Origin of the sequence: Cytobacillus sp. NJ13, from assembly GCA_030348385.1 — a bacterium.
GTDB lineage: Bacteria > Bacillota > Bacilli > Bacillales > Cytobacillaceae > Cytobacillus.
In genome coordinates this window covers 4,331,255-4,348,357 of the sequence record JAUCFP010000006.1, presented here as the reverse complement: position 1 = coordinate 4,348,357, position 17,103 = coordinate 4,331,255, and the positions used below count along the sequence as shown (strand labels likewise).

Annotated in this window: 12 protein-coding genes; 4 read left to right on the top strand and 8 right to left on the bottom strand. The window is 38.0% G+C overall.

Annotated elements, in window-relative coordinates; all coding sequences use genetic code 11:
• Nucleotides 1–3 precede the first annotated feature (3 nt).
• From QUF73_21565 to fabG, 6 genes are read right to left on the bottom strand one after another with little or no spacing between them, the layout of a single operon-like run.
• On the bottom strand, nt 4–6,525 hold the full coding sequence (locus QUF73_21565; protein MDM5228716.1) for an amino acid adenylation domain-containing protein: 6,522 nt from the start codon (nt 6,523–6,525) through the stop codon (nt 4–6).
• Between the two features lie 40 nt (nt 6,526–6,565).
• Nucleotides 6,566–7,003: a 3-hydroxyacyl-ACP dehydratase FabZ gene (gene fabZ / locus QUF73_21560; GenBank protein MDM5228715.1), complete on the bottom strand. Its 438-nt coding sequence runs from the start codon at nt 7,001–7,003 to the stop codon at nt 6,566–6,568.
• Between the two features lie 36 nt (nt 7,004–7,039).
• A complete protein-coding gene (locus QUF73_21555) occupies nt 7,040–8,263 on the bottom strand; it encodes a beta-ketoacyl synthase N-terminal-like domain-containing protein (GenBank protein ID MDM5228714.1) in 1,224 nt (407 codons plus the stop codon).
• The gene (locus QUF73_21550) at nt 8,253–9,482 is read right to left on the bottom strand and encodes a beta-ketoacyl-[acyl-carrier-protein] synthase family protein (protein ID MDM5228713.1); all 1,230 of its coding nucleotides are present in this window, start codon (nt 9,480–9,482) and stop codon (nt 8,253–8,255) included. The genes QUF73_21555 and QUF73_21550 overlap by 11 nt, the downstream gene beginning before the upstream one ends.
• Nucleotides 9,479–9,751, bottom strand: a complete 273-nt coding sequence (locus QUF73_21545) for an acyl carrier protein (GenBank protein ID MDM5228712.1) — start codon at nt 9,749–9,751, stop codon at nt 9,479–9,481. The genes QUF73_21550 and QUF73_21545 overlap by 4 nt, the downstream gene beginning before the upstream one ends.
• Nucleotides 9,752–9,794: 43 nt before the next feature.
• Complete coding sequence (gene fabG / locus QUF73_21540; GenBank protein ID MDM5228711.1) at nt 9,795–10,535, bottom strand: 3-oxoacyl-ACP reductase FabG; 741 nt, start codon at nt 10,533–10,535, stop codon at nt 9,795–9,797.
• A 581-nt stretch (nt 10,536–11,116) separates the two neighbouring features.
• Between fabG and QUF73_21535 the strand changes: the two genes are divergently transcribed.
• The 4 genes from QUF73_21535 to QUF73_21520 all read left to right on the top strand — a co-directional run bounded on the left by QUF73_21535 (nt 11,117) and on the right by QUF73_21520 (nt 13,857).
• Nucleotides 11,117–12,385, top strand: coding sequence for a helix-turn-helix transcriptional regulator (locus QUF73_21535; protein ID MDM5228710.1), 1,269 nt, complete (start codon nt 11,117–11,119; stop codon nt 12,383–12,385).
• 14 nt (nt 12,386–12,399) lie between these two features.
• Nucleotides 12,400–12,729, top strand: a complete 330-nt coding sequence (locus QUF73_21530) for a hypothetical protein (protein ID MDM5228709.1) — start codon at nt 12,400–12,402, stop codon at nt 12,727–12,729.
• A 216-nt stretch (nt 12,730–12,945) separates the two neighbouring features.
• Nucleotides 12,946–13,215, top strand: coding sequence for an autorepressor SdpR family transcription factor (locus tag QUF73_21525; protein MDM5228708.1), 270 nt, complete (start codon nt 12,946–12,948; stop codon nt 13,213–13,215).
• On the top strand, nt 13,216–13,857 hold the full coding sequence (locus QUF73_21520) for a DUF1648 domain-containing protein (protein ID MDM5228707.1): 642 nt from the start codon (nt 13,216–13,218) through the stop codon (nt 13,855–13,857).
• Nucleotides 13,858–14,510: 653 nt separating this feature from the next.
• Here QUF73_21520 and QUF73_21515 read toward each other — a convergent pair.
• Nucleotides 14,511–15,536, bottom strand: a complete 1,026-nt coding sequence (locus tag QUF73_21515) for a cytochrome d ubiquinol oxidase subunit II (GenBank protein ID MDM5228706.1) — start codon at nt 15,534–15,536, stop codon at nt 14,511–14,513.
• The gene (locus QUF73_21510; GenBank protein MDM5228705.1) at nt 15,533–16,879 is read right to left on the bottom strand and encodes a cytochrome ubiquinol oxidase subunit I; all 1,347 of its coding nucleotides are present in this window, start codon (nt 16,877–16,879) and stop codon (nt 15,533–15,535) included. The genes QUF73_21515 and QUF73_21510 overlap by 4 nt, the downstream gene beginning before the upstream one ends.
• Between the last annotated feature and the right edge of the window lie 224 nt (nt 16,880–17,103).

Genomic DNA, 17,103 nt, shown 5'->3' with positions numbered 1-17,103 from the left:
CGCTTACTCCTCATCTGCCAGTCCTACAGCAACTTCCTGGATAAAACTTTCTAGTTCTTCAATATCGAAACCGCTAAAGGTTAGGTCACTTGGCGTTAGCTCTTGTTCTGCATTCGTACAGTAGTCAATTAGTTCAATCAGATGCTTTTTATAAAGATTGGTCAGCATATTCATGGTTTGGCTTAGATACTCATTGCTGCTGTACTCAAGCATCATAACGAACTGATCATCTTTTACATAACAATTAATATTCAACGAATATGGTCTGTTTGCTTCGGGACTTACCGTATCACCTAAAGGTAAATAGGAAAGAGTAATAGCTTTCCCGTCAATTTCACGATTAAATTGACCTAGGTAGTTAAAGCTAATTTCAGGATTCATATCATTATTAAATTCCCCGGCAATAGAATGTGAACTATATTTCAATAACCCGTAGCCAATCCCTCCGTTTGGAACCTTTATGAGCAATTCTTTAATCTGTTTAATTTGATAACCTTTACTTTTATATGGATCAAATTCAAGAAGAACCGGATACATAGATGTGAACCATCCGACCGTTCTATCAATCTTCAAATCCTTAGTAATGTTTATTCTGCCGTGTCCCTCTAAATTTATGGAAACTGCAGCCTTTTTCGTCCATTCGTATATTGCCAGACTTAATGCCGTTAATAGTATCGTTTCAACACCGGTATTAAATGCCTGACTTGATTTTGTCAAAAGGTTTTCCGTATAAATTTCATCAAGATAAAATTCGATAGTTTCTGAGGAGTTATTTTTATTATTGTGACTATTAATATCTTTCGGCAAAGCCGCTTCCATGCAATTAGAAATCTTTCTCCAATAAGGAATCTCATTTTCTAAAGTCAAACTCTTTGAATAAATATCCAGCTGATTAGACCAAGTCTGGAAGGAATCCATTTTAGGGGGGAAATTTATTTCCTGACCAGACAACGCACTTTTGTAGCCTTTGACAAAATCTTCAAACAATATCCGCCAAGATACTCCATCAATAATGAGGTGATGAATAATCATCAGAAGATATGCACCATCTTTTGAATTGAATTGAGCTAACTTTAAGAAAGGAGGGTGACTCAAATCAATTTCTTTTTGAAGCTGCTCTGCCTCTTTACTTATCAGCCCTTCAGGCTCATTTTCTTCCGTTAAGTCATATAAAATTACCTTTGGCGACTTAACCTCTAAATCATGATTAAATAGCTTTATGCCTTCCTTTGTTTTATTTATGCCAATTCGAAGAGCATCATGGTGTTCAAGCAGACGGTCAAATACCAGCTGGACCTTCTCAGTTTCAAATCCGCTTTTCGACTTTATAAGAAAAGCTTGGTTAAAGTGGTGCTTATCTTTGAATTTTTGTGCAAAAAACCAGTTCTGAACTGGTGTTAAGTTGATATCCCCTTTTACAGCTCCCTGATCAATGTCCCTTGCATTCTGCTTCACCTGCCTGCTTATGGCGGCAATTGTCGGGAACTTAAAAATATCGTTAATATCCATCTTAAGGTTATAGTTATCTAAACGCGCTGCCGCTTGTATTGCCTTTATGGAGTCTCCTCCGAGTGCGAAGAAGTTATCATTTATTCCAATTCCTTTTATCCCCAACAACTCTTCCCAAATGTTTACCAGAATCTCTTCAGTTCTATTGTTAGGGGGTTCATATTGCTGGCCTAAATCAATGGAAGAATCAGGATCCGGCAATGCTTTTCTATCCAATTTTCCGTTTAAGGTTACCGGTAGCTTTTCTAATACAACAAAATAAGATGGAATCATGTATTCTGGAACTCTTTCTGCCAGGAAGCTCCTAAACTCAGAGGGATTGATCCTTTCTTCAGATAAAATGTATGCGCATAATGATTTTTCCTCATTGCTGTTTTCAATCATTAATACATGGGCTTCCTTAACCTTTTTATGCATTGATAGCACCGACTGTATTTCACCCAGTTCAATTCGATAACCTCTTATCTTAACCTGAAAGTCCAGTCTACCTAAAAATTCGATATTTCCATCTTCATGCCATTTTGCCTTATCCCCTGTTTTATACAACCTTGCAGACTTCGAATCTAAAAATGGATTTGATAAAAAACGTTTATTGTTTAACTGTGGTGAATTAATATATCCTTCAGACAAACAATCTCCACCTATATATAATTCACCCGGCACACCAATTGGACATGGTTGAAGATGTTTATCGAGTATATAATACTGGGCATTTTGGATAGGCTTCCCGTAAGGAATACTATTCCAATCCGGCAACACCCTGTCCACCTTATAAAAGTTTGACCACACAGTCGCTTCCGTTGCTCCACCTAGGCTAATTAGCTTCGCGGAGGGAAATGCCTCCGAGATAATCTGAGGTGTTGATAAGGGAATCCAATCACCGCTTAAGAAAACATGCCGAAGCTTATTGCTTGCTGCTTTTCCATTTTGAATAAATGGGACGATTTGTCCAAATGCCGCTGGGGCAGAATCCCACAAGGTTATCGGATCATTTTTAATCAATTCTAGTAAAATTAAAGGATTTCGCTGTTCATCATTACCAGCAATTCTGATAGAGCCTCCAGCAGAAAGTATTCCAAAAATATCATAAACAGATAAATCAAAGCTGAGGGACGTCAGAAATAAAACTCGGTCTGCAGGACCAATTTTAAATTCCCGATTAAACCAGTCAATCAAATTAACCACCGACTTATGCTTAACCCTTACACCATTAGGTATTCCTGTAGAACCAGATGTAAAGATAACATAGGCATTATCATCTGAAGTTACAGACACAGAGGGGCTGCCCAATGAGTCATGCACGTGATTTGGATCGATAAAAAATGATAAGTGTTCTCCCGCTAGCTCCCCGGCTCTTCTTTTCTGTTTATCATTAATAACCAATGCTTTTATTTGGAGGCTATTTATTATATAGTCTAGCCTGCCTTTAGGGAGACTAGGATCAAGCGGAACATAAGCTGCTCCAGCCTTAAGAATGCCTAAAACCCCGATTATCATTTCAAAACCACGGTTAAGAAAAACGCCAACATAATCTCCATTCCTTATCCCTTTTTGGACTAGATAAGATGCTAGATTATTTGCCTTTTTATTTAACTCTTTATAGGTCATCGTCTGCTGTTTGTAGAATAATGCCTGGGCATCCGGCGAACGGTCTGCCTGTTCTTCAATTAATTGATGAATCGTTTTATGTTCCGGAAACTCCCTCGCCGTATCATTAAAGCAAAAGAGCACGTTAGACCTCTCTTCTTCACTTAGCATATTTATATCAGCTAATTTTTTTTGCGGATGCAGAGTGATATCAGCCAATACATTATTAAAATGATTAATGAAACGCTTGACTGTATTCTGCTTAAATAACCCGCTATTATACTCAACATTAAAATGGATGATATCCTCTGTTTCAATTGCTTCAAGCGTCAAATCAAATTTGGAAAATCGAGACTTAATGGGGATTTCTGTTATATCGAGCCCCTCATTATTAAACGAACTTTTATTCATGTTTTGCATCACAAAAACCATATCAAACAATGGGTTCCTGCTTGGGTCCTTAGTATATGAAAGTTCATTAAGCAGCTCTTCTGTTGGATAACTTTGATGGTTTAGGGCATCGAGGATCCGAATCTTAGTCTCCTTTAGAAAATTGACGTAGGACTTATCGGATTCAGGAAAACTCCTTATTGGCAAAGTATTTACAAACATACCAATGATACTTTCTAGATCAGGGTGATACCTTCCAGAAACAGGAGTTCCTACAATGATGTCTTCTTGCCCTGTATACTTAGAAAGTAGAACGTTAAATGCTGAGAGCAGAACCATATATAATGTAGTATCAGTTTCCTTTGCAAGCATTCTCAAATTTTCCAGTAATGACCCGTTCACTGAAAATGGCAAAACTTCCCCTTTAAAACTTTGAATTTTAGGCCTCCGGTAATCTGCAGGAAATTCCATAACCGGGAGCTCACCTTCCAAAATGCTTCTCCAATAATTTTCTTGCTCTTTAAAAAAGGGCTCTTCCTTTGATTTATCATTCCATATTGAAAAATCTTTATAATGCACCTGCAAAGGGAATAAATCCTTACCTTCATAGAAATTAAAAAAATCATTGATCAGCAGACTCATGGAGATTCGGTCTGCCACGATATGATGGACATCAAAGATTAATATGAAATCTTCTGTACTTAATTCACATATTCCAAACCTTATTAGCTGTTCACCTACAAGATCGAAAGGCTTAATGATCACTTGTTGTAAATTATTTATATCTTTTGGATCTATTCTTACAATTTCAGTTGCTATGGATTTGTTAACAACTTGACGAATTTCACCCTTCTCTGTAACAAAATTAGTCCGAAGAGATTCATGGCGGTCTATCAGCATCTGAAATGCGGACTGTGCTTTGTCCACCGAAAGTCTGCCAGTGACTTTTAATGATGCAGTTACATTATAGGCAGTTCCTATTCCTTCATAGCGCTCCATGAAATATATCTTTCTTTGCATTGGGGTAATCGGATAAGAGCTGCTTTCCTCTACTGAAGCCAATGGTGAATATTTACTTTTATTCTCAGAGCTTTGAATAAATGCCGCCAATCTATGAACTGTAGGTAATAAAAACAATTCTTCAAAAGTCATTTCGATGCTATATTTTTTAAATATTAACCCCAGAATCTGGCTTGCCTTTAAGGAATTTCCACCCATTTCAAAAAAATGATCATAAATGCTGACATCATTTAACTCCAAAACCTTCTTAAAGTATTCAGTAAGCTCCTGTTCTATTTTATTTCGAGGTGCGGCAATAAAACGAGAAGACCTTTCCCAAGCTAATAATTCATCCACTCGTTCTTTTAATTCATCAAATTCCCCATCTTCATATTGCTGGGCAAGCAAATATCTTTGCACTTTTCCGCTTGTCGTTCGTGGAATTTTCTTGACTGGCAATACACTAGCAAGATCTATAGCTAATTCTCGATTTAGATGCTCTTTCAGTTGGGAGCAAGTTGATCCAAACTCCTCAAAAGGTCCCCTATATAAAACAAAGGCTATTACGTCCTCCTTCTGAAGATCCTCATTTAAAACCCCACAGACAGCGATTCTTCCTAATTCTATCCCCTCTACATGTTCTGCCACTCTCTCTATATCATGTGGATAGTAGTTTTGACCATTTATAAAAATAATATCTTTCTCCCTGCCTGTGATTGTCAAATCCCCGTCGTTCATGAAACCCAAGTCTCCTGTAATCAGCCATCCATCTTTTGTCATTACCTGTTTAGTAGCTTCGGAATTATTATAGTAACCACTTGTTACATTATTCCCCTGGATCTGAACTCTGCCAACTCTGTTATTTCCCAGCTCCTTGCCATCCTCATTACATATCCGGATACTTGTACCTTTAATTGCTTTTCCTAAACTGACTAATACTGCTGCATTTGGATTATAGTGAGAGAATCTTTTTATTTTCGAATTAATTTTTAGAGTTTTTCGATCTATATAAATAGGAAGAAAACCGTCATTCACAACCGGAAATGTAACTCCCACTGCAGCTTCTGCCATTCCATAGGAAGGGACCATTACATTTTCCCTAAGCCCAAATGGATGCAAAACCTCTATAAACTCCCGTGTGAGATCATATGAAATAGGTTCAGCACCATTTACGATTTTTCTTACACTCGATAAGTCCAGCTCATCCGTGCCTTCGTTCTTAAATCGATCAAGTAAAAATTTATATCCAAAATTTGGGGATGATAGTACTGTTGCTTTATACTCTTGGACTTTATTTAACCAGCTAAGGGGAGAACGGATAAACATATTTGTAGGCATAAGATACTGATGGATCTTGGCAGCTATTGGAGCCAGGTGAAATCCAATTAACCCAAGGTCGTGTGTTAATGGCATCCAGCTAAAGAATTTATCCCCTGCCCAATGATTTGGGTCTGCTTCTACAATACCTTCAAGATTAGTTATAAGGTTTTCATGAGTTAATGTAACACCTTTAGGTTCTCCAGTAGAACCTGATGAAAACTGTATCATTGCAATATCTTTAGGATTTGCATAATGCAACTTTCCTGCTGCAGCAAATCCGTCCACATCCTCAAAGTAAATTGTTTTATCCTCGATATGCTTAATTAAAGAAACAGCACCCTTTATGCTCGAAAGACTTTTCAAAATTCTACTGCCTTTTTGATCCATGAATAAAAATGGGTCATTCATCTGCTTCCATATTTTTAAAAGTTTGTATTTGTGCTCATTAGTATTACCTGCGCTGACGGGGACTGGAATAAACCCTCCCATGATACATGCCCAGAACATATAGACAAATACATTAACTTCATTTGTTAGAATGATAATCTCTGAACCAGTTTTAATCCCTTTTCTTTGAAGGCCCCCTAATATATGTAAAGATTTCTGGTGGAGTTCATTATATGTAATATGTTGGTCTTGCTTATTGCTGATAAAGGTAACTCCCCGTGTTTCGTCTTCAAGGTTAAGCTCTAGTAATTGAAGCAAATTTTTTACTTTCATCACTTTCTCCTCCCCTCTCCTACAATTGATTTATTATGTTTTAGCGTTGAACGGCAAAAGTCAATTCAGCTTTAGATACAAGTTTGCCTTCTACCATCGCTATAGCTTTTACTATGCCCGCCGACTCGAACATCTTAATCACTTCACACGTAAATTCTATTTGATCTCCCGGAATAACAGTTTCAAGAAAGCGAGACTTTACTGACGATAACAAAAAAGACATCCCAGTTTCATTCCCATCCTGACTCAATTTGAATAATAAAATGCTCGCCTGAGCCATGGCTTCAACCAGCAATACACCCGGAAAGATAGATTTGTCAGGAAAATGCCCTGGAACTATCCACTCATTACCTGAAACATTCTTTCTGCATACAATTTTTTCTCCTGGACTTACCTCCTGAACTCTATCAATAAAAATGAAGGGATAATCCTGGGGCAATAACTTTTTAATTTCATCAAATAGATACTCATTTCTCATTTTAGTCACCTCACATAAAAATAAAGGGTGAAGAAGTTAAACACCCTTTACAACCACTGCACTTGAAGAGCCAAAAAAGTCCTGTTCAATAAGCAGAACACATTCATCAGTCGAAGGTACCTCCCAAGGCGACTCCTCTTTATGCAATAGGTTTTCATCTTGCAATCCTGCCGAACACCTTCTGGGAAGCTTGCACCTATTTAACACACCAGCAGCTGCTGCCATCTGAAAAAGACCGTTTGCTCCACTTAATTCACCAGTCATGCTCTTTATGCATCTAATTGGTACCCTTTCATTTGAAAACACTTTTTCAATTGCAGCCTGTTCAGTGAAATCTAAAGAAGGCAGGCCATTGGCTCCAGAAAGAATTAATTTTACATCTTCAGCTTTGTTTCCGCTTTTTTTAAGAGCTTTCGTTATGGCCTTTTCTAATCCGAATCTCTGCCCTGATTTATCTTTCTTGGAGAATGCACTGGACCAGGAGCTGACTTCAGCCAACATAGGTGCATTCCTCTGTCTGGCATCTGAAAAACGTTCCATGATTAAAACTGCAGCTCCTTCCCCCGGTACAATTCCGCCGCTCCCTTGATCGTATGGGGATCCCATTGGCTTATTTAAATCTTCACCCAGAAATCCTGAGTTCTTGTAATACCATGAAATAGCTGGATTGATCTCTTCTGTTCCCCCTACTAGCACATACTTTGCCTGATTTTTCTGCAGTATTTTTATTCCATAACCAATTGCATCCAATCCGGCACATTGACCCGATGAAACTGTAGTATTACAAGCCCTTGACTTTATTTTTAACGCAAGATGAGAAGCGGGAGAATTCACAAGCGTATTTGGAGCCTGCATTGGACTAACATATTTTGGTCCCCTCGTTCTTGCTGTGTAATCATATTCCCAAGTCATTTTCATCCCTGCAAAATTACTCCCAATCACCACTCCTAATTCTTCCGGTTCCAAATCTTCCACAATTAAACCGGCACTTCGCAAGGCCTGGATGGAGGCACCAATCAAGTACTGTGTACTTGGCTGTAGATATTGAAGACCCCGATTGCCTAATAAATCTTGAGGATCCCAATCTCTCATTCTATTTGTCCAGAATGAGTATTTATTACCGAAATTATCCTCAATATCGGCAATGCTACGGCAAGATTTGCCTTCTTCCAAAGCTAGCCAAAGAGAATCAGGATCCATACCAAGCGGAGAAATGACTCCAATTCCTGTAATAACAATAGATTCCTGATTATCCTGCATTCTTGACTGCCCCCATTAAAATTGTTGAGATATTTCCACCAAATGCAAAAGAATTACTTAATGTGTACCTTACTTCTTGTTGTATGGATTTATTAGGAACAACATTTTTTATACAATCAGAATCATGTTCATTAAAATTCATTGTCGGAGGTATGAGATTATTATGAATTGCAAGAGCACATGTAACAGCCTCAATTGCACTAGCTGCCCCCATGGTATGACCAAGCATTGACTTGATGGAGCTTACCGGTATACGATCAGCCGCTTCACCAAAAACCTCTCTTATGGCAATAGACTCTATGGTATCGTTGGCTTTAGTGCCCGTTCCATGAGCGCTAATGTAAGAAATAGATTCTTTTGCCACACCAGCATCCAATAATGTTTTTTCCATTGCAGATATTGCGCCTAAACCTTTGGGATGCGGGGCGGTTGGGTGATGAGCATCACAAGATAAACCACATCCGAGCAGCTCAGCATAAATCGTTGCACCTCTCGCAAGAGCCCGATCTCTTTCTTCAAGTACAATTACAGCTGAACCCTCGCTTACCATCATTCCTTTGCGATCTTTATCAAAAGGCTGACAGATTTCAGGGGCAATTGCTCCTAATCGGTGAAATGTGGTATAACATGCTCTGGAAAGACCATCCGATCCTCCCACTAGGGCTATTTCAACATCCCCATCCTCAATTAAATCTCTTCCATAAGTGATTGCATAGTTTCCTGCAGCACAAGCAGTGGGAATCGTTAAACAGGGACCTTCTAAATTCAATTCCTCCCCCACAGCACCTGATATGTAGGAATTCGGAAAATGACTAATGAGGGCATCTGAAACTAGACCAGCTTCTTTCTCAAGATATGCGTCAGTCGCAGATTCCAAAATTCCTGTATTCCCCATTGTAGTTCCAATGCAGACACCTATATTTTCAGGATGGTATCCTGCATGCTCCAATCCTGCATCTTGATACGCCATTTTTGCAGCTGCAACAGCTAATTGGGTTGTTCTTCCCGCTTTCTTAAAATGAGAGGAAGAATAGTAATCTTCTGGCTTGAAATTTTTAATCTCGCCACCTCGATTCACTTTAAAAATGGAAGTATCAAATGCCGTAATTTCTGATGTTCCAATCTTCCCACTGACCAAGGCATCCCAAAATTCATGGCGTCCTGATCCAATTGGAGATAGCACGCCTATACCCGTAATCACAATCCGTTTTCTCATCATTCCACTCCGCTGCCTGCAGAGACTGATTGTCTTTGTTCTTCAATCAAATGCCTTACAATACTCTCAACATCGTTTAATGTCTGAAATTGACCTAGATACTCCTCAGAAATATCAATTTTATATTTTTGCTCAATTTGGGCAACTATCTCAATTGACATCATAGAATCAAGTCCCAAATCTACAATGAAGTCTTCGTCATCCTGAAAATCATCAATTTCAATCAGTTCTGCCACAATCATTCTTAATTCCTGTTTTAGGTTCTTCTCCATTAATTATTCCCCCTACTATAATATAAATTTATTAAATTATTGCTTAAGCACTTAGTCCGCCATCAACCACAAGTGTTTGGCCTGTAATATAGCTTGCATTCCCTGATAATAAAAACTTAATGGCTTCAGCTACTTCCTCCGAAGAAGCAGGCCTGCCTAAGGGAATACTATGAAGCACCTGCTCCTGCTTTTTATCTCCTAAAGCATCCCACATATCAGTCATAACAAATCCTGGCGCAACTGCATTTACATTTACTCCGAATTTTCCGACTTCTTTAGCGAAAGATTTTACAAATCCGATTTGTCCTGCCTTTGTTGCTGAGTAGTTGGTTTGCCCAGGAACACCCATCATTCCGCTTACAGAACTTACGCAAACAATGCTTCCAGCTTTTTGTTTTACAAATCCAAATGCCGCTGCCCTGGCATAATTAAAAGTGCCTTTTAGGTTGGTAGCAACCACGTCATCCCAATCATTCTCTGGCATTGACCACAAAAGATTATCTCTTGTGATGCCGGCATTAATGACTATCCCGTCTAATCCTCCTAATAAGCTTTTGGCTTGCTTAACAGTTTCCTGAGCTTTTTCATAGTCTTCTGCATCTGCAGGTATCATAAACAATCTCTGTGATTCTGTGTTGGCCTCTTTGCATAACTGATCAGCTAAACTATGGTTGCTCTTGTATGTGGATACAACTTTAGCTCCAGCATTTATAAGAGATATAATGACTGCCCGCCCAATTCCTCGGCTACCTCCAGTGACAAGTATTTTTTTTCCAGATAACACAATTAGCATCTCCTTATAAGTTCAAATTGATTTGTTAAATTATTAGTATAAAATTCCTATGAAAAATTTACGGAAATTTCACGAATAAATCCCTTACATAATGTGACAAAACACTTATAATATAAGTAGGATTTTTTTACATAATATGAAAAAAAAGGATTCTTATACCTATTAAAACAAACCATATTTTTGTGCCATAAACTTTTAAAGTAATCATAGAAATTAGTATATATATACCAGTTTAGTGCTATTTTATCTTTGCTAAATTCAGAATCTTCGGCATTTCATACTTATATATTTCTTTTCAGAGTGACTTTTATTTTGCCAGAAAATAAACGTTGTAACTGAGAAAAACGCACATATAGAAAGAAGATGAGACTTTTTTTTATACATACAACACCTCCCTGAACCAAAGATACGGAGAACATTAGGTATAGGTATTTTTTCTCCTGTTAGCACCATGTTCATAGTCTTAAATTATCATACTCACTATTTATATCCTATTGAGAAAATTACATTATTTAGCAGAGAGATACAGACATTTTATTCTCTAACTTTCTCAAGTCGAAAAAGGAGGAATAATGATGATTGGCAGTCGAATTAAGTATTACAGAATCAATTCAAGCCTCACTCAAGAAGAGCTCTGCAAGGGGATTTGTTCACCTTCATATCTCAGTAAAGTGGAAAATAACAACATGGATCCAAGCGAGGAAATACTCAGATTGCTGTGCGATAAAATGAAGATTTCAGTAAATTTAATAAAAAATATGGATGAGAGTGAATTAAACAAAAAAATTGAGAATTGGTATGAGTTACTACAGGGAAATGCTGAAAAGAACATATTGAAAGAGCAATTTGAAGAGATGAATAAATTATTTAATTCTATCCTGGCCACATACCCAGCTCTTAAATTTAAATTATTCAGTATAAAGTATTTCATTAAGCTCGAAGACTATAATGCTCTTGATTTTCAAATAAAAGATTTAAAAAAGTACCAGACTGCTATGTCAGATGATTTATTATTCTATTTTTGCTACCTTTCAGGAGTTTGTTATTATGTTCAAAAACAATACTGCCATGCAGAAGAGCAGCTGCTAATTTCACTTGAGAAGCTGCAGAATTTAACAAGACCAACAGATTCATTTAATTATGAATTAGGTGATATTTTTTATTATCTTTCCTTGTGTTATGGAAAACTTTACAAAACACATAAAACGAAAGAATTTGCTTTAAAGAGCCTAGAAATTGCTGATCAATCTTTAGATTACCTACAACAAATCAAGCTTTACGTTATTTTGGGTATTAACGAAGGCAGGACAAAAAGTTACAGAAAAGCAACAGAATATTACCAAAGGGCTATTAAAATTGCAGAGGCAATTAATCATGATAGTTATACTCAAATTATTCATCATAATTTGGGTTATCTCTACAGCCTTCAGGATAAGCATCTTGAAGCCATTGCTTACTATGAGAAAAGCTTAAAATATGGTTCTGCAAAAAATATTAATAGGCTTGTCACAACCTACTTTTGTCTGGCCCGAGAATATAAATACATCAATCAGTTAAAAAAAATGAAAGGAATGATAAAAAAAGGAAGAGAGTTAATTACAGATAATAAAGAATATATCCACCACTTCAATATGCTAGAGCTGTCAAATACTGATTCACTTTTTCAAAACAAGCAGTACATAAAGGAAGAGGTAATTCCCTTTTTTTGTGATCTGAATCAATGGAAGTATGTTATGGAATATGCAGAAATAATGGCAAACAGTTTAGAAGCTAACTTCCAATATAAGGAAGCGGCTAAATTATATAAGATTGCCTTCTCTGCACAAAAAAAATTAATGTAAGGAGAGTTTTTAAGATGAAAAATAAGTTTATTTACTTATCGGTTCTAGTAATATTCTCACTAATTCAAGGATTTGCTGGTTACAGCGAAACTAATATTACACAGGCCAAGTTTCTTAGCAATAAACACTTAGCACATGAAATATTCCCTGAAGAGAGTGTCCTCACACCGCTCTTACACCTGAAGATTAATCCTTCACATGAAATTTTTCCTGAAGAAAATAACAGGATCCTCGACGAATTTGTTAATAATAACACAAGTGGGGATTCCACTCTGAACCTGCATGCTAATGGACATGAGCTATTTCCTGATGATCCCAACTCCTTCTTAAAAGATATAATTTAAAATTTTATAACTAACGACGGTCAATTAAATTGATCGTTTTTTTATCTTTATTTTCCAGTATCTTTAATGTGTTAATTATTGTTAATTGTCGAATAACAGCTAAATTTACTTCATGGAACTAATTGACAGATAGTAACATTTATCTGTATACTACAATTAAGTATTTACTTAATTATTTAATAACCTTATACAAAAGGAGGAACAAAAATTGTGGCAATAGGTGAATTATTTAAAGCCCTTTCAGATGATAACAGAAGAAAAATCTTGGATCTTTTAAAAGATGGAGATTTAACTTCTGGCGAAATAGCTAATCATTTTAATATGAGCAAACCTGGAGTCTCACAGCATTTGAATATTTTAAAAAATTCAGAGCTCGTATATTCGCATAAGAAGGGACAATATGTTTATTATTCTCTAAATACAAGTGTTTTACAGGATATTATGAAATGGGCAATTCAATTTAAGCAAGATAAAGGAGCGGAATAAATGATAAGGAAAATCATTGCTTGGTTAATAGTAGTAATAGCTTTTGGGATCAGTTTTTATTTTAATAAAGATCTTCCAAGTGTACTTCCTAGCAAATTTGCTAACTTGAATGGAACTCCTACTGAATTTGCTCCAAAAAGCATAATCTTATTTATAATTCCTGTCACCATGATCATCAGCAGTCTCTCCCTTTTTATTGTGACTCAATTCCGATGGCATTCAGAGGTTGTCAGACGGCTGGATAAGAGTTTAGGAACAGTCTCTTTGGTTCTTAACAGTGTACTGTTAATCCTTCATTGTGCTTTAATTTATGTAGGCTTAGGAAACAATTTTAATATGCTCCTTCTTCTACCAATAATTGTAGGCATAGTATTTGTCATTATAGGAAATACTCTTCCGCGATTTAAGCTTGAGTCATTAACCGGAACGAATTCATTACAAAACGCCACTTACAATTTATGGAATGAAGTTTCTAGACCAATTGCATACACATTATTTATTAGTGGAATAGTCATGTTATTATCAGTGCTCCTCCCTAAAGATTTAGTATTCGGATCCTTCTTAATAATATTACTATTAACTGTAGTTGTTGCACTGTTTTTCGCCTATACGAGATTTTCACGCTCTGCAAAGATAGATTAATTAAAAGCTTAATGCGATTGTTCTAAGGTTTTTTAGACAGCATCTTTACTTTAATTAGTCCTATGATTGAAATTTTTTTACAAAGAGAAAGCTCCCGCTATTATTGCGGGAGCTTTACTTTGACTATATTTTAATTCTTCTTTAAATGTTTCCAGATAAGAATTTGTACCATTAAGTTTTTTCCTTTGGTGTGAAGTCTACTGAATAAATCCCTATTGTTTCTCTTCTTAACAAGTATTATTTTTGTACCAATCAAAATGATTTAGTAGTGCTAATTTCATTTTGGAGGGATAACCGAAGGATATTACCGGTTTATTCCTTTTATTATAGAATTTTACAGCGGGATTTCCCTATTCCAGATTTCACTTACCAATTATAAATTTGGCAGAAACAATTAAGCTACTTATAAAAGAGTTAACCAACGATTTCTTCTGGCAGCGTGGAGGTCAGATCAGGGGTCCGAACCCCCTATTCTCCATAAACTAAAAAGCTGTAAGGCCTAAAATAGGCTATGCAGCTTTTTTTATCTCATTAACTTGTTATTCCTCCACTCTTTCATCCTTCCCCGCCAGCCAAAAAGCCGCACCAACGGAAGCAATGATCACAATAAACGGCGCATAAAACATCACAAATTCAGCCATGATTTTTCCCTCCTATGCATGATCGTCCCGCTTTCCCTGAACATAGTCTTTATTGAATAGGAACAGCCTGAGAAGCAGATAAAGGGACGGCAAGAGCAATCCCAGTCCTGCTATGAAGGCAATAATGAGAGCAATGGCCATAGCTTCGTTTGTAAAACCGTCATAAATGGTCAGGTATGGATAAAGCAGGTACGGATAATGCGAGATTCCGTAGGCAAAGAACGCCACTAGGAATTGTCCTGCCAAGAGCCCAAATGCGAGTCCGTACAATTTACGCTTCCATATTAGATAAACAGTCCCGGCAAACAGGATGAATGAGATGCCGAACAGCCACCATAGGTCCATTAATCTGCTGAAATGCTCAGGATTGTGATCCCGCAGTTCAACAATAATGCCTGTCGCTGTTACGATAGCAGGCACCGCCCATATAAGAGCGTATTTTCTAAGCAGCTCTGTGGCCGGTTCATCGTTTGCTTTATTGGCATACCACGTCAGGAATACTGCTGATATATATAATACTGCTGCAATACTCAGTACAACGATGCTCCATGTCAGCGGACTCGTGAACAAGGCCCAGTAGTCAAGCTTCAGCCCTGATGATGTCTCACTAACGAATCCGCCTTCTGAAATGGTCAGGACAATGGACAGGGAGGCAGGAATGAAAAGACCCGAAAGTCCATACAGATAGGTCCATTTTTTTTGTCTTAGCCCGCCGTAGGTGGTAAAAGCGTAATAAGATCCGCGGATGGCAAGCAGGACTACCGCAATGCTTGCCGGCACCAGCAGGACCGTTCCATAATAATAGGCTGTTTTTGGAAAGAATCCGACAATGCCTACGAAGAAAAACACCAGGAACACATTCGTAACTTCCCAAACCGGTGATAAATAGCGCTGAATAATACGGGTTAAAATATGCTGTTTTCCACGGAATAGACTGTATGCGTTGAAAAATCCTGCTCCAAAGTCAATAGAGGCAACGATGACGTATCCAAATAGAAACAGCCATAAGACGGAAATTCCGATAATCTCAAGCGTCACCGCTGATCACCCTCTTTCTCCAGCTCACGGTCGGCCAATTCCTGTTCGACCGGATTTTTGCGGAACATTCTGGTGAGCACAATGATGCTTCCAATTGCCAGCACCAGATATAAACCTGCAAACAGCAGAAGCATAAGGTCGACCTGGCCGCTTGAAGTGGCAGCCTCTTCAGTACGCATGATGCCCCTCAGAATCCACGGCTGCCGGCCCACTTCCGCAAACCACCAGCCCGCTTCAATCGCAATGATGGATAAAGGACCGCCCAGAACGATCAGCCACCGGAACCATTTCGACGTAACAAAACGCATTTTAAACCAGGTGCCTAAGACATAGAAGAGTGAAAGTGCCGTCATCCACATGCCAATCGTCACCATAAGGTCAAACAAGTAATGGATATAAAGCGGCGGAATTTCATCTTCCTGAAATTGATCGAGGCCGATTACTTCTGCATTCGGATTGCTGTGCGCAAGGATGCTGAGTGCATAAGGAATCTTAATCGCATATTTCACTTCGCCGTCATCAAGGACCCCATAGAGCATTAACGGTGCCCCTTCTTCTGTTTCAAAATGCCACTCGGCAGCAGCCAATTTTTCAGGCTGGTATTCCGCAAGGTATTTTCCGGAGAAGTCACCAATTACCGCTGTAGCGATCGAGAAAATCAATCCGATTTTCATTGTGAGCAGCAATGCCTTCTTATGGTAGATATGATTCGATCCTTTTAGAAGACGAAAAGCTCCTATTGATGCCAGGACAAATGCAGATGTCATATAGGCTGTTGAAAGCACATGCGCAACCTTCGTTGGCATGGCGGGTGTGAACATTGCCAGTATCGGGTTAATATTTACCAGCTGGCCATTCACAATGTCAAAGCCCTGCGGTGCATTCATAAATGCATTTACAATTGTAATGAAAATAGCAGAAAATGAAGCCCCTATAGCAACTGGTATTAATAAAAGCATATGCTTCTTCTGATTCTCAAACCGATCCCATGTATACAGATAAATCCCAAGGAAAATTGCTTCAAAGAAAAAAGCAAAAGTCTCCATAAACAAAGGCAGCGCAATGACATTGCCTGCTAGTTCCATAAAGTTAGGCCACAGCAATGATAGCTGCAGACCGATGGCTGTCCCCGTAACAACACCGACAGCCACCGTAATGACAAAACCGCGCGTCCATCTTCGGGCGAGCAGAATATAATGTTCATCCTGTTTTTTTATCCCCACCCATTGTGCAATCATAATCATGAGCGGGATGCCGACACCAATGGTGGCGTAAATGATATGGAAGGATAATGTCAGCTCAGTTAAGACACGGCTGAAAAAAACAGATTCTTCATTTCCCATTTACCATTCTCCTTTTCCTATCCTGCAAAAATGCGACCAATAAAAGAAAGCCCCATAATGATAGCCACTGTAAAAGCAAGCCACATTAATATGCGTTCCTGTTTTTTATACATTCATTCACTCACTCCTCCAGAATGCTCACTACATCACATTATTCCACAGTTCCGGACTAAAAGCTGTGACACTTAAACAACATTTATATGAGGAAAATGTGAAAACTATGT